Consider the following 13,977-nt stretch of genomic DNA (forward strand, 5'->3'; position numbering starts at 1 on the left):
GGACCCCATGACGCGCAAAGCCCCCGCCGATGACTTCGACGACGCCGGTATCGAGGTCTCGGAGCCGAAGACCTGGGCGGCGGGCGTTCCCGGGGTGACGGCCGCGCTGCGCCACTCGCACGCGCAGATGGGCGTGCGGCGCACCGCGCTGACGCTGCTGCGCGTCAACCAGAAGCAGGGGTTCGACTGCCCCGGGTGCGCCTGGCCGGAGGGCGACCACCGGCACGCCGCCGAGTTCTGCGAGAACGGCGCGAAGGCCGTCGCGGAGGAGGCGACGGTCCGGCGCGTCACCCGGGAGTTCTTCGCCGAGCACGGCGTCGCCGACCTGGCCGGACGCTCCGACCACTGGCTCGGGCAGCAGGGGCGGCTGACCGAGCCGATGGTGAAGCGCGCCGGGTCCGAGCACTACGAGCCGCTCTCGTGGGACGAGGCGTTCGGCCTGCTCGTGTCCGAGCTGAACGCCCTGGAGTCGCCGGACGAGGCCGTCTTCTACACCTCCGGCCGGACGAGCAACGAGGCCGCGTTCGCCTACCAGCTGTTCGCGCGGGAGTTCGGCACGAACAACCTGCCCGACTGCAGCAACATGTGCCACGAGTCGTCCGGGTCCGCGCTGAACGAGACGATCGGCATCGGCAAGGGGTCGGTGCTGCTGGAGGACCTCTACCGGGCCGACCTGATCTTCGTCGTCGGCCAGAACCCGGGGACGAACCACCCGCGGATGCTGTCGGCACTGGAGCGGGCGAAGAAGGAGGGCGCCCGCGTCATCGCCGTCAACCCGCTGCCCGAGGCGGGGCTGATGCGGTTCAGGAACCCGCAGCGCCCCGCCGGGCTGACCGGACGGGGCACGGTGCTGGCCGACCGGTTCCTGCAGATCCGGCTGAACGGCGACCTCGCGCTGTTCCAGGCGCTCAACCGGCTGCTGCTGGAGTCGGACGCCCCGGGCGCCCTCGACCGGGAGTTCCTCGACGCCCACGCGCACGGCTTCGCGGCGTTCCGCCAGCACGTCCTCGGCCTGGACTGGGACGACGTGCTGGAGGCGACCGGCCTCACCCGCGCGGAGATCGACGCGACGCTGCGCGACGTCCTCGGCGCCGAGCGGATCATCGTCTGCTGGGCGATGGGCCTCACCCAGCACCGCAACTCCGTGCCGACGATCCGCGAGATCGTCAACTTCCTGCTGCTGCGCGGCAACATCGGCCGGCCCGGCGCAGGCGTCTGCCCGGTGCGCGGCCACTCCAACGTGCAGGGCGACCGGACGATGGGCATCTGGGAGCGGCCGAAGCCCGCCTTCCTGGACGCCCTCGCCGCCGAGTTCGGCTTCGAGCCGCCCCGCGAGCACGGCCTGGACACCGTGGAGGCGATCCGCGCCATGCGGGACGGCCGGGCGAAGGTGTTCCTCGGCATGGGCGGCAACTTCGTCCGCGCCACCCCCGACTCCGCCGTGACGGAGGCGGCCCTGCGCGGCTGCCGGCTGACCGCGCAGGTGTCCACCAAGCTCAACCGGTCCCACGCGGTCACCGGCGAGGTGGCGCTGATCCTCCCGACGCTCGGCCGCACCGAGCGCGACGTGCAGGAGACGGGGCCGCAGCTCGTCTCCGTCGAGGACTCGATGGGCATGGTGCACGCCTCCCGCGGCCGTCTGGCCCCGGCGTCCGGGCACCTGCTGTCGGAGGTCTCGATCGTCTGCCGGCTCGCCAGGGCCGCGCTCCCCGGCTCGGGCACCGGCTGGGAGGCGATGGAGCGCGACTACGACGTGATCCGCGACCACGTCTCCCGGGTCGTTCCCGGGTTCGAGGACTTCAACGCCCGCCTCCGCGAGCCCGGCGGCTTCACGCTCCCCCACGCGCCCCGCGACGAGCGCAGGTTCCCGACCGCGACCGGCAAGGCCAACCTCACGGTGAACGAGCTGGAGGTCCTGCGGGTCCCGGAGGGGCGGCTGCTGCTCCAGACCCTCCGCAGCCACGACCAGTACAACACCACGATCTACGGCCTCGACGACCGCTACCGCGGCATCAAGGCGGGCCGCCGCGTCGTGCTCGTCAACCCCGCCGACCTGTCCCGCCTCGGCGTCGCGGACGGCGCGACCGTCGACCTCGTCTCGGAGTGGCCTGACGGCGCCGAGCGCCGCGCCCCCGCCTTCCGCGCCGTCTCCTACCCGACCGCGCCGGGCTGCGCGGCGGCCTACTTCCCGGAGACGAACGTCCTCGTCCCGCTGGACAGCACGGCCGAGATCAGCAACACCCCCACGTCCAAGTCCGTCGTCATCCGCCTGGAGCCCGCCAGGCCCTGACCCCGCGGCGAATCGGACCTCCGGCGCGGCGGCCGGTCCTGGTCTAGAGTGCGGGCATGACGAACCTCCCGGAGCATCCCGGAACGCCCGGTACGCCGGAGATGCGGGCCGGTGACGCCGACCGCGAGCGGGTCGCGCAGGTGCTGCGGGACGCGGCCGGCGACGGGCGGCTGACGCTGGCCGAGCTGGACGAGCGGCTGGACGCGGTGTACGCGGCCAAGACCTACGCGGAACTGGAGCCGATCACCCGGGACCTGCCGACGCCGGACCGCGCGGCTCCCCCGGCGACCGGGTCGGACTGGCGGCCGGTGCCGGGCGCGCCGTCCTGGCGGAGCGGCATCGGGATCATGAGCGGGTTCCGCCGCGCGGGCGTGTGGAACGTCCCGAGCAGGTTCAGCGCGTTCGCGTTCTGGGGCGGCGGGAAGATCGACCTGCGGGAGGCCCGGTTCGAGGAGGGCCAGGTGGTGATCCGGGCCCTGGCGATCATGGCCGGGTTCGAGATCATCGTGCCGGACGACATCACCGTGCACGTCAACGGGCTCGGGATCATGGGCGGGTTCGACCAGCGGGCGAGCGGCCCCGGCGCGCCGGGCTCCCCCACGGTCGTGGTGAAGGGCCTGGCCTTCTGGGGCGGAGTCGCCGTAAAGCGCCGCGCCCGCCGCAAGGCCGGGCAGCAAGGGGATTCGGACTAGTCGGAGAGGCGGTCGAGCCACTCGCCCAGCAGGGCCGCCTCTGAGGCGGTCAGTCCCGTTTGCGGGGCCGTCTGGAGGGCCGCCTTCAGCGCCACCGCGCGGGACGTGAGCGGCGAGTCGGCCGGGCTTGCCGCGTCCTCGGCGCCGCCGTCCTCGGTCACGGCGGCGAGGACGGCCTCGCGGGTGCGGACCGAGGCGTCCCGGTCGGCGGAATCGCCGGCCGGGCTCGCGATCAGCGTGAGGGCGACCCCGACCCCGGCGGCGTGGATCATGCGGGCGGCGGTGGCGACCGGGACGCGGAGCCGCCCCGCCTGGGCGACGGCCTCGACCAGGCCCAGCAGGATGCCGTACGCCTCGCCTGCGGCGGCCGGGGTGCGGGGCGTCCCGTACATCAGCGTGTAGAACGCCGGGTGGGTGACGGCGTACTCGATGTGCAGGTCCCAGCCGCGGCGCAGGTCCTCGACCGGGTCGCCGGTGCTGCCCTGCGCCCGCTTGCTCGCCAGGTACTCCTCGAACCCGCGGGCGGCGACGGCGTCGAACAGCCCGCGTTTGTCGCCGAAGTGGTGGTACAGCGTGGGGGCCCCGACCCCGGCGGCGGTACACACGGCCCGGGTCGACACCGGCTCGCCGTCCGACTCCATGAGCAGCCGCGCGGCCGCGCGCAGGATGCGGTCGCGTGTGTCGGGGTCCTTCTGAGCGGTCACAACAACGATGTTACAGAACTTCCGGAGCAGCGTTATGCTGGCTCGTATAGCGTGACTATAGTTTGCGTTATACCGACGCTATGGCGGGCCGCCGGCCCGCCGCGACAGGAGAGGAGGCGCCGCCATGCGCAGCGCCGTTCTGACCGCCCAGGGCAAGCCGCTGGAGATCATCGAGCGCGAGGCGCCCGAACCCGGCCCCGGCGAGATCCTGGTGAAGGTCACCGCCTGCGGGATGTGCTTCTCCGAGGTCAACCACCTGCGGGGGCACTACCCGTTCGGAACGTTCCCCGTCGTCCCCGGCCACGAGGTCAGCGGCGTCGTCGCGGCGCTCGGCGAGGGCGTCGACTGGCCCGCGGTCGGCACCCCGGTCGGGGCCGCCTGGGTGTACGGGTCGTGCGGCCACTGCGACCAGTGCGCTCGCGGCGACCAGATCCTCTGCACGGGTGCGCCGAAGCAGATCACGGGCGTCAACCGCGACGGCGGGTACGCCGAGTACTTCGTCGGCCGCGCCGGGTTCGTCACCCCGCTGCCTGACGGCCTCGACCCGGTCGCGGGCGCGCCGCTGATGTGCGCCGGCATCACCGCGTTCAACGGGCTCCGGCGGGCCGGGGCCGTCGCCGGGTCGAAGGTGGCCGTGCTCGGCACCGGCGGTGTCGGGACGATGGCCCAGCGGTTCGCCACGGCGATGGGCGCCCGCGTCGCCGTCGTGTCGCGGTCGCGCCGCGCCGAGAAGGAGGCGCTGGACCTCGGCGCCGAGCTGTTCGTCGCGACCGCCGAGCAGGACCCCGCCGAGGCCCTGCGGGCGTGGGGCGGCGCCGACCTGGTGGTGAACACCGCGCCCGACACCGCGACGGGGCTCGCCGCGTTCGGCGGCCTGCGCCCGGACGGGACCCTGCTCTACCTCGGCATGGGCGCCGAGAACGTGAGCGTGCCGCCGATGGCCCTCGTCTCCGGCCGGCTGCGGGTGATGGGCGTGCCGTCCGGCTCCCCGCACGACCTGCGCGACACCCTCGCGTTCGCGGTGGCGCACGGCATCGTCCCCGAGGTCACCCCGGTCACCCTGGACGAGGCCCCGGCCGTCCTAGCCGCGATGGACGAGGGCACCAACCGCGGCCGCGCGGTAATCACCTTCGAGTAACCCACGTCCACGCCCGGGCCCGCTCGCAGACGGCAATCGGCGTCACCGGTTGAGCCGCAGGTCGAAGTGCTCGCGGAACAGCCCCCTCAGACGGCCCGGCTCCATGCGACGCACGGCGGCCGCCCGGGCCCTCCCGATCACGCTCCGGTTCGACCAGCGGTTGAGCGGGCCCGGCATGCCGGGCTCGCCGGCCGTGGTCGTAGGGCCTGGCGTTCTGGGGGGGCGTCGGAGTGAAGCCCCGCAAGGCGGGCCCACCTCAAGACCGATGATGTCCGTAGGTGTCAGGCCCCTGCGCGGATCGTGCGGAGGAAAGCGCGCCATTCGTCCGACGTGAACTCCAGGATCGGCCCAGCCCCATTGTGCTTGGTGTCCCGGACACCGACCGTGCCATCTGCGGCGCGACCGGCTTCGATGCATCCGCCGTTCGGTTGACTGTGTCGCGACTTGCGCCAGCGCTGGAAGTCCTTCATGTCCCCGATCCTCTCTGGTGGGCGAGCCGATCGGCTACCCCTTCGAGGAAGGCGATGCTGTCCTCACGGGAGAGGGCAGCCTCCCGCAGGCGGTCGTAAATCCTTGTATACCGCGCCACTTCGCCCCGCTGAGTGAGGATGACATCGGCAGTGACGGTTTCGAGGACTGCCAGGGGTGCGTCACCTGGTTCAGCGAACGTGTAGAGGCAGAAGGAGGACATGGGGAGAAACGCTCCCTGGATGCGGGCGTCGTGCAGCAGCACACGAACGGTGATCCGCTCCTCTTCCGACACCACTCTGATCACGTGATGCAGTTGGGCGGTCATGGCTTGAGGAGGGACGCCGAGTCGATGAATCACACACTCGTCGAGCACGGTCTCGTAGGTGGGACCGCCCGATCGGAGCAACTCGCGCTGCCGCCGAATGCGGGCCTCGGCCATGCGCTCCGGGACGTAGTCGAGCTTCCCTTGACAAGCATCCAGCTCAACGAGCGCTGAGATGAACTCGGGAGCTTGCAAAACGGCAGGCATCAGCGTCTGGTTGTAGTCGCGCACGCTGTCCGCGTTGTACTCAAGGTCCGCGTAGAGCTTCTGACGCGGCCCCATGGAGACGCCATACCGATCCCACCAGCCCTTCTGACTGGCTTCTCTGGCGAGCTTGCAGATCCGGTCGTACTCATCGCCGGTGATCTCCAGGGCGTCGAGCAGGTTCATGATCTCGGTGAGGTCCGGGCGGATCTGGGCGTTCTCGAGGCGGGTGATCTTCGTCCGGGAGTGGAAGACGAGGCGGGCGAGATCATCGGTCGTGAGGCCGCGGTTTTCGCGGAGCTTGCGGATCTCCCCCGCCAAACGGCGGCGGCGGACGTAGGGGCTCGGCATGGCCGTCCTCCCGAAATCGCGTCGGACACGGTCCGCACTGATCGCTAACTCACTGCAATCGAACGATGCCCGGCAATAGTAAAGTCACGCCCCGACAAAATCGCGCCACAGCGACGTGAGAGCTAAAAATCCGCACGTGCGGAACTCGGACTTTGCAACCTGTGCCAGTCCGTTTCGGCCGTTTAGATCACCATTCACAAACACCCATACCCGCATGTTCCGGAAAGCGTGAGTAGCCTCGAGCAGCCAAACCCGCCGCCGATTCGTGCCGCTTCCGACCCTCGTCGCGACTCCGAAGAACGCTGCCAGAACAGGACGTCCTCTGCCTTCCGCGCTCCAACTGTCGCCCCGCCAAGACCGAGTCAGCGCGTGCCCGGTGCGTGCGGCCAGCGGTCCAGTCAACCCGTCTTGGAACCTACGAGGAGGGCGCAGTGGAGGCCTCGCGCCGCGCGGCGAGCCACTGTTCGGTGTAAGCGATGACCTCCTCGATGAACTGCTCCAACCCAGCTCGATCGAGATCCATCTCAGCGACGAGGTAGAGCAGGATGAAGACCTCGGCGTTCAGGGCGGCCGTCAGGTCGTCTGGGACGGTCGCCTTCAGCGCGGGTGCGTCGACTGCGCGACGAACCATGTCCTCGGCGATGAGCGGGTCGATCAAGTCTGCGTCCTCGCCGGCCGCGATCCGCAGGTCGGCGACGAACCGAACGATCTGCCCCACGGTGTAGGTCGGCGCGAACTTTCGGCGCATGGCAACCTCGAACGCGCAGAAGAGCAGCGACATGTACCCGGCCGCCGTCTCGTCGTCCACCTGCAACTCATCTTGCAGAGGCACCCAAGCCTCCGGTCCCTCCAAGAGAAAGGACCGGAGCGCCAGAATGTTTTTCTCCCGAATCTCGACGGTCGAGTAGTCCATTACTCCAGAATTTCGTCCGCGTCTGCACGAATCTGCGCCATGAAGTCGTTGAGTTCGGCTTCACTGTAGTTCGCCCGGCCTACCAGAGCCGAAAGCAGAACGATCTGGTGGCCGAGAACCGTTTGGTCGTCAATGCCCGAGAGGGAACCCTTCCCCAGAGCGTGCAAAATGATCTGCTCTGCCACTCCCGGATTGATGGCCTCCAGAGATTCATTGCCTCTCGCACGCACTTGCGCGACAAATTGGATGATCTCTGAACGGTCGGCTATCTCGCCGTCCTTGACAAAGCGCCGCTGGATAGTCTCGAAGAGTCCTGCCGCCAGCAGCGCCGCGTAACCGACGTTATCGTTCTGATCGAGCTCGTTGAACAGCCGAAGATGTTCCTCTGGCGGACGCCCTGCCAGTTGAGCATAGAGGGCCGCAACCTGCTCATCCGTTACTGGCATGCTCTCTTCCCATCTGTCGTTTCAGGTACTGGACGCTTCGTCGAGTCATCTCGACCGCCACCACTGACCACGCCAACCATCGCATCGCCGGCACGGCGGACCATGTCCTCGGCGACGAGCGGGTCAATCGGAAACGCGTCCTCGCTGGCCGCTATCCTTACATCATCGACAAAAGGGCGAGTTGACCCACGAAGTAGGTCGGCGCGAACTTTCGACGCACCTCAACCTCGAACGCGCAGAAGAGCAGCGACATGTACCCGGCCGCCGTCTCGTCGTCCACTGCATCTGGTCCTGCAGCGGCACCCATGCCTCAGGCCCCTCCAACAGGAACGACCGCAACGCGAGAATATTCTCCTCGCCAATCCTAACTTTCGAATAGTCCATCACTCAAGCAACTCGTCCGCATCGACGCGAATCTTTTGCATGAACTCATTGAGTTCTGATTCACTGAGATTGGCATCGCCAATCAATCCGGCCAAAAGAATAATCTGGTGCCGGATCATGGTGTCGGCGTCGATTCCGGAGACTGAGCCGCCTTGGTCCAGCATTCGGAGAATTATCCGTTCGGCCACCTCTGGATTGATGAGGTCGGGCATCTCGTCCCCTCTTTCTCGAACAGAGGCAACGAAAGCGATGACTTCGGCGCGATCGGCGACCTTGCCATCCACAATAAAACGACGTTCGACGGCTTCAAAAAGACCGGCGGCAAGTAGTGCGGAGTAGCCCTTATTAGCCTCGGCTCGGTCAAGCTGGTTTAGGAGCTGGCGATGCTCCTCGCGACGTCCGGCAAGCAAAGCATGCAAGGTCGCTACCTGATCACCTGTTGTCGGCATTCTCTCTTCTCCTGCCATCTCTAACCTTTTCGGCGGTCCATCGTGTTGCCTGAGTCACCACGATTGCGGTGCCGATCAGTGCGATTGCAGCACTTCCTGCTTGCGCGGGTGTCTGCACGGGATCCATATGGGCGCTGGTGTCTCGAGCAGTGCATGGGTGCCCCGTAGGAGGTTTGGGCTTAAGCGCTTTGAAAGCCCCATCAATTGCCTTATTGCCTACATCAACGATATCCTCGGATTCACCCATGGCCTCTTTCAGAAGCTCTTTTCGGCGCGAGGAGCGTTCAGGGGCAGGTTCTCCCGGATTCCGCTCCGCGGGATCGTCCTCAGGGTCGCGGAGTTCACCTCGTCCGGGCTCGCCGCCTCTGGCTCCTACCGGATCGAGGTCCTCGCGGGTCGGAAGGCCTGCTGGTTCTGTGGTCTCCGGTTCGTTTCGCGCCACCTCGCTGCCCGGTTCGCGGGTCTGTTCTCGTCCGTACCGGGGTTCGACATGTACCTGGCCTTGGCTGTCGGTGTACACCTCGGAAATAATGGGATTGGGGCGGACTTCCGGTTTCGATTCATAATTACCTTCCGGGTCCGACTCGGTACCGTCGCCCTCCGCATTTCTACCATGGCCGTCGCTCTGTTCACCGAGGGCTTCTGGGGGTGTGGTGTTCTCGCTGGCTTCTTGAGCCGGGGGAATGGTCTCGCCGCTGGGTTGCGGGGCGTCTGCTTCGTTGCCTGTGCCTCCGGCGTCTGCCTTGGGTTCTGGGGGCTCGGTGCCTTGGTCTATGGTCTCCGAGCCGATCGAGGATGCCTCGCGGCCGGGTTCGGGAACGGCGGGACCATTTTCGGCGGTGGGCTCGGGGGGTGGGTCGCCCTCTGGGCCCGGCGGCGGATCGCCTTGTCCGTCTGGTGCCCGGTCGTCGGCGGGCTTCATGCCGTCCGCTGGTGGTTCGGTGGGCGGATCGCCACCGGCGTCGCCTGAGTCGGTGGAGTCCTGCGGCGGGAGGGGGGCGTGGCCCTGGTCCTGTGGGCGTGCGGACTCTGGCGCGGGGGGCTCGGTTCCTTCCCCGGAGGTCGGTGGTTCGGACTTGTCGGAACCGTCGAGCGTGTCTGCGCCGCCGGAATCGCCCGTGCCCCCGGTCGGTATCTCGTTGCCGGGGGGCTGCGCTTCCTGTCCGGGCTCGCTCTTCCCCGCGTTCTCACTGTCCGGCCGCACGCCTCCGTCACCGTTCTCGCCGGCGGCCGTTTTGTCGACGCCCTCGGTGGCCTGGGTGTCCTGGAACACGGCGCGCCTTTGTTCCGCGTTCGCATGTTGTTCTGCACGGGTGCGGGCGAGGCTTTCCATGCGGGATCCGGGCGGGTACTGAGACGCTTCTGCCGGAAGGGCGCTTTGTTCCCCGCTGGGTGCCGGGTCGTCGGCTGTAGTGCCGCTGTCCTGGGAGGACGGTTCCTTACCCGGGTCGTCCTTTCCTCCCGTCTCGTCGGTCTCGGCTCGGCCGGACTTGGGTTCGGGGCCCGCGTTGCCGCGCTCACCCTCGTCCTGGCGCGAGTCCTCCGGCTTGGCCTGGCCTGACTTCTCCGCTTCTGTGCCGCTGTTGCCGGTCTGGGCCGGATCGGGCTTCTCATGGGCGTGTTCGTCTGGCGGCTGGGAGCCGCTCTCGGCGTCGCCGGTCTCCGGCTTCTCCTTGGCCTTGGGGTCGGTTTCGGGCGACGGGTCGGCGGGGGTCTTTGGCTTCTCGCCGGCCGGGGCGGCGGAGGAGGACTCGCCGGATTGGTCCTCGCGGTCACCCTGCTGTCCGTTGTCGGTGTCCGGCCGCTCAGGGATCGTCCAACCGGCTGCTCTGAGGCTGTCGATGCGGGGCGTTCTGCCGTCCGCTCCGGGAGTGGTGGACGGTGACTCGCCGCCGTTGCGCGGTGGGGCGGGCTTGTCGGTGGTCTCGGGGTCCTTGACCGGTCCACCGGAGGGATTGTCCACGCCCACGCTCGCAGCCCTTCCATTGGGGGGAGGTGAACCGGCCCGCCGGACGGTTCACCGGGCGTATCCGTGACGTGCGGGGCCAACGCCCGGACCACACCGCCCCCTATGTAATCGCGCACGTGCGAACTTTGCACGTGCGCGACACGAAGACCGCAGAACTCACATACGTTTCACGATGCCTCACCGTTCCAAAACTGCAAGCTCGTTCCCACTCGCGTCCGAGGCAGGACGAACAACGGTTCAGACGGGCCTTTTCAAGTAATACGACGCGCACACCAGAGGAAATCGGCGCGCAGGAATGGTGGCTTGCGAACCTGGGCACGGGTCATTCGCGCCGGTCGTGGATTCTCGTGACGGCGCCGTCGGGTGGCCGGTCGACTCGCGGAGGCCCGCCTTCAGCGGGGCCGCGCGGTCATCGCCTCCCGGTGAACCTCGTCCACGGGCGGGCGCGCTCGTAGGCGGCGCATGCGGCCATCACCAGGGCGTCGGCGTGCCGGGCGCCGACGACCTGGAGGCCGACGGGCAGGCCGCCGGAGGTGAAGCCGCACGGCAGGCTCGCCGCGGGCTGCTGGGTCATGTTGAACGGGTAGGTGAACGGGGTCCAGCCCGTCCAGCGCGGGGACGCCGAGCCCGGCGGGACCTCCAGGCCGACCTCGAACGCGGCGATCGGCGTCGTCGGGGTGAGCAGCAGGTCGTAGCGCTCGTGGAACAGGCCCATCAGGCGGCCAAGCTCCATGCGGCGCGCGGTGGCCGTCAGGTAGTCCTGCGCCGAGTAGCGCGCGCCCTGCTCGCAGATCTCCCGCAGGCCCGGGTCGAGCAGTTCGCGCTCCTCGGACGACAGGTGCTCGACCACCTTGGCGGCGCCCGCGAACCACAGGACCTCGAACTCCTCGACCGGGTCGCCGAAGCCCGGGCCGGTCAGCTCGACCTTGGCGCCGAGCTCGGCGAAGACCTCGGCGGCGGCCGCGACGGACGCCGCGACCTCCGGGTCGACCTCCGCGAACCCGAGGTCGGGGCTGAACGCGACGCGCAGGCCGGTCAGGTCGTCCCGGCCGAGGCGGGCGCCGGCCTCGGCGAACACCACGTCCGGCGGCGGCAGCGCCGACCAGTCGCGGGCGTCGGCGCCGCTGACGGCGTCGAGCAGCAGCGCCGCGTCGGCCACGGTGTTCGTCATCGGGCCGGTGTGCGCGAGCGTCCCGAACGGGCTCGCCGGGTAGTGCGGGATGCGGCCGTAAGTCGGCTTGATCGTGAAGGTGCCGGTGAACGCGGCGGGGATGCGCACCGAGCCGCCGCCGTCGGTGCCGAGGGCGAGCGGCGCCATGCCCGCCGCGACCGCCGCCGCCGCGCCGCCGCTCGACCCGCCCGGCGTGCGGGAGGGGTCCCACGGGTTGCGGGTGACGCCGGTCAGCGGGTTGTCGGTGACGCCCTTCCACGCGAACTCCGGCGTCGTCGTCTTGCCGACGAACACCGCGCCCTGCTCGCGCAGGCGGGCGACGGACGGCGAGTCCTCGTCCCACGGGCGGGCGGGGTCGATCGTCCGGGAGCCGCGCAGCGTCGGCCAGCCCCGGGTGAGCAGGACGTCCTTGATGGAGACGGGCACGCCGTCCAGCGGCCCGAGCGTCGCGCCGCGCCGCCACCGCTCGGTCGCCGCGCGCGCCATGTCGAGGGTGGTCTCCTCGTCGACGAGGCAGAACGCGTTGAGCTCGGGGTCGTCCCGCTCGATCCGGGCGAGGACGGCCCCGGCGGCCTCGACCGGGGACAGCGCCCCGGCCCGGTACTCCGCGAGCAGTTCGGTCGCGGTCAGGTCGGCCGCATCGGCCATGGTTGCCCCCTCTGGTGTGATGCGGCCCGCTACCGCGGGCCGGCCGGCTCCGAGCCCACGTAGCCGAGCCCCTTGTCCACGACGTTGCGCAGGGGACGGCCGGCCACGCGGCGGCCGAGGTTGTCGACGAACAGCCGGACCAGCTCGTCCCGCCAGCCGACCACGTCGCCGGACATGTGCGGCGAGACGATGACGCCCGGCATCTCCCACAGCGGCGAGGACGGCGGGAGCGGCTCGTCCTCGAAGACGTCGAGCGCGGCGCCCGCGATCCGGCCCGCCCGCAGCGCCTTGACCAGGTCCGACTCGGCCACGAGGGCGCCGCGCCCGACGTTGATCAGCCGCGCGGACGGCCGCATCCGCTCCAGCGCGGCGGCGTCGATCATGCCGCGGGTCTGCGGGGTGAGGGGCGCGGCCAGCACGACGTAGTCGGCGGCGGGGAGCTCCTCGCCGAGCCGGTCCATCGGGCGGACGGCGCCGAGGTCGGGGTCCTCGTCGCGGGCGGTGCGCCCGACGCCGGTGACGGCGAGGCCGGCAGCCGACAGCCGGCGGCCGATCGCGCGGCCGATCGGCCCGGTGCCGACGACCAGCGCGCGGGCGCCGGTGATCCGCTCGGTCTCGCGGTGCCGCCAGCGCCGCTCGCCCTGCAGCCGGAAGGTGGTGTGCAGGTCCTTGGCGAACGCGAGCACCAGCCCGAGCACGTATTCTGCGATGGGCTCGTCGAAGACGCCGCGCGAGTTGGTGACAACAGTGTCACTGCGGACGAGCCCGGGGAACATCAGGCGGTCGACGCCGGCACTGGCGATGTGGACCCATCCGGGCCCGCCGGTCCGGGGCCACGCACCGGCCAGGGCGTCCGAGAGAAAATCCCACATGAACAGAACATCGGCCTCGGGAAGCGCCTCGGCCAGCTCTGTTTCGCGCACGTAACGGACGCGCGCGAGGCGCTCCGCCTCCTCCATGCCGCGCGGATGGACGTCGCCCACGAGTACCACCACGTCAGGCGGGTTGCCGGATGCGGGCTGGGCAGGGTCCATCGGCGTCACTTCCGGGGTGTGCGGAGTTTACGAGAAGGCAACGGCGGGAGGCATTGACACGCTAGGAAGCGTTCGTAGGATTGTCAACAATCAACGCGGTGCACTGCGGCCTCGGTCACCGCAATGGGACATGTGCTGCAAGACCGTCGCAACCGCTGCCCAGCAGGGCCAGGACGGATCCCAGAGCGCTCTAACAGCCCCCGTTCGGGGGTGTGGGGGGACGACCCCCCACGAACATGGAGAGTCCTTCGGGTGGCGACGCTCTCGCCCACCCCTGTTCACGGGGAGGTCAGCATGCCCAAGCTCATGACCATCACTCTGGAGCGCCGCGGCGTGTCGTGCGTCGCGGAGCTTCTCGAGAAGGACGCGCCGCGCACCTGCGAGGCGGTCTGGAACGCTCTACCCCTCGGCGGCGAGGCGTACCACGCCAAGTACGCCCGCAACGAGGTGTACACGATGGTCGAACGGTTCTCCGAGGAAGAGATCGGCCTGGAGAACCCCACCGTCACCCCGATCCCGGGCGACGTCGTCTACTTCTCCTTCCCCGGCGGGATGCTCGACCGGAAGTTCAAGGAGGAGAAGAACATCCACGCGCTGCCCGGCGTCATCGACCTCGCGATCTTCTACGGCCGCAACAACCTGCTGCTGAACGGGGACGTCGGCTGGGTCCCCGGCAACGTCTACGCGACGATCGTCGACGGCCTCGACCGCATGGCCGAGGCGTGCAACGACGTGTGGCGGTCGGGCGGCGTCGGCGAACGCCTCCTCTACGCGCGCGCAGAGTCCTAGAG

General features: G+C 69.5%; 15 protein-coding genes. 4 read left to right on the forward strand and 11 right to left on the reverse strand.

The window, feature by feature from the left end; genetic code table 11:
* Positions 1–7: 7 nt before the first annotated feature.
* Together K4S16_RS36500 and K4S16_RS36505 are read left to right on the forward strand one after the other, a co-directional pair.
* Entirely contained in the window at positions 8–2,290 is a 2,283-nt protein-coding gene (locus tag K4S16_RS36500) for an FdhF/YdeP family oxidoreductase (protein WP_149263640.1), read from the forward strand.
* A gap of 56 nt (positions 2,291–2,346) precedes the next feature.
* Entirely contained in the window at positions 2,347–2,982 is a 636-nt protein-coding gene (locus K4S16_RS36505; RefSeq protein WP_235037305.1) for a DUF1707 domain-containing protein, read from the forward strand.
* Here the strand turns inward: K4S16_RS36505 and K4S16_RS36510 are convergent.
* Complete coding sequence (locus K4S16_RS36510; protein ID WP_149263641.1) at positions 2,979–3,686, reverse strand: TetR/AcrR family transcriptional regulator; 708 nt, start codon at positions 3,684–3,686, stop codon at positions 2,979–2,981. The two genes, K4S16_RS36505 and K4S16_RS36510, sit on opposite strands and share 4 nt — an antisense overlap.
* A gap of 124 nt (positions 3,687–3,810) precedes the next feature.
* On the opposite strand from K4S16_RS36510, the gene K4S16_RS36515 reads away from it, so the two are divergent.
* Positions 3,811–4,824 (forward strand): alcohol dehydrogenase catalytic domain-containing protein, encoded by a 1,014-nt coding sequence (locus tag K4S16_RS36515; protein ID WP_149263642.1) that lies wholly within the window; start codon positions 3,811–3,813, stop codon positions 4,822–4,824.
* A 42-nt stretch (positions 4,825–4,866) separates the two neighbouring features.
* Here K4S16_RS36515 and K4S16_RS46610 read toward each other — a convergent pair whose 3' ends face one another.
* From K4S16_RS46610 to K4S16_RS36555, 10 genes are all read right to left on the reverse strand, one after another.
* Complete coding sequence (locus tag K4S16_RS46610) at positions 4,867–5,001, reverse strand: hypothetical protein (RefSeq protein ID WP_268843297.1); 135 nt, start codon at positions 4,999–5,001, stop codon at positions 4,867–4,869.
* A 104-nt stretch (positions 5,002–5,105) separates the two neighbouring features.
* A complete protein-coding gene (locus K4S16_RS36520) occupies positions 5,106–5,294 on the reverse strand; it encodes a DUF397 domain-containing protein (protein WP_149263643.1) in 189 nt (62 codons plus the stop codon).
* Positions 5,291–6,172 carry a helix-turn-helix transcriptional regulator gene (locus K4S16_RS36525; RefSeq protein WP_149263644.1) on the reverse strand — a complete coding sequence of 294 codons (882 nt, stop codon included), beginning with the start codon at positions 6,170–6,172 and terminating at the stop codon, positions 5,291–5,293. The genes K4S16_RS36520 and K4S16_RS36525 overlap by 4 nt, the downstream gene beginning before the upstream one ends.
* 415 nt (positions 6,173–6,587) lie before the next feature.
* Entirely contained in the window at positions 6,588–7,085 is a 498-nt protein-coding gene (locus K4S16_RS36530; RefSeq protein WP_149263645.1) for a hypothetical protein, read from the reverse strand.
* A complete protein-coding gene (locus K4S16_RS36535; protein WP_149263646.1) occupies positions 7,085–7,531 on the reverse strand; it encodes a hypothetical protein in 447 nt (148 codons plus the stop codon). The genes K4S16_RS36530 and K4S16_RS36535 overlap by 1 nt, the downstream gene beginning before the upstream one ends.
* Positions 7,532–7,688: 157 nt before the next feature.
* Positions 7,689–7,811 carry a hypothetical protein gene (locus K4S16_RS46615; protein WP_268843298.1) on the reverse strand — a complete coding sequence of 41 codons (123 nt, stop codon included), beginning with the start codon at positions 7,809–7,811 and terminating at the stop codon, positions 7,689–7,691.
* Between the two features lie 103 nt (positions 7,812–7,914).
* Positions 7,915–8,382, reverse strand: coding sequence for a hypothetical protein (locus K4S16_RS36540; RefSeq protein WP_149263647.1), 468 nt, complete (start codon positions 8,380–8,382; stop codon positions 7,915–7,917).
* Positions 8,348–10,333 carry a hypothetical protein gene (locus K4S16_RS36545; protein WP_149263648.1) on the reverse strand — a complete coding sequence of 662 codons (1,986 nt, stop codon included), beginning with the start codon at positions 10,331–10,333 and terminating at the stop codon, positions 8,348–8,350. The genes K4S16_RS36540 and K4S16_RS36545 overlap by 35 nt, the downstream gene beginning before the upstream one ends.
* A gap of 409 nt (positions 10,334–10,742) precedes the next feature.
* Positions 10,743–12,152: an amidase gene (locus K4S16_RS36550; RefSeq protein WP_149263649.1), complete on the reverse strand. Its 1,410-nt coding sequence runs from the start codon at positions 12,150–12,152 to the stop codon at positions 10,743–10,745.
* 29 nt (positions 12,153–12,181) lie between these two features.
* Positions 12,182–13,186 carry a D-2-hydroxyacid dehydrogenase gene (locus K4S16_RS36555; RefSeq protein ID WP_149263650.1) on the reverse strand — a complete coding sequence of 335 codons (1,005 nt, stop codon included), beginning with the start codon at positions 13,184–13,186 and terminating at the stop codon, positions 12,182–12,184.
* Between the two features lie 306 nt (positions 13,187–13,492).
* Here K4S16_RS36555 and K4S16_RS36560 point away from each other — a divergent pair, with 306 nt between their 5' ends.
* Positions 13,493–13,975: a DUF3830 family protein gene (locus K4S16_RS36560; RefSeq protein WP_141587347.1), complete on the forward strand. Its 483-nt coding sequence runs from the start codon at positions 13,493–13,495 to the stop codon at positions 13,973–13,975.
* Positions 13,976–13,977 lie beyond the last annotated feature (2 nt).

The organism is Actinomadura sp. K4S16 (assembly GCF_008327685.1).
Classification (GTDB): domain Bacteria; phylum Actinomycetota; class Actinomycetes; order Streptosporangiales; family Streptosporangiaceae; genus Spirillospora.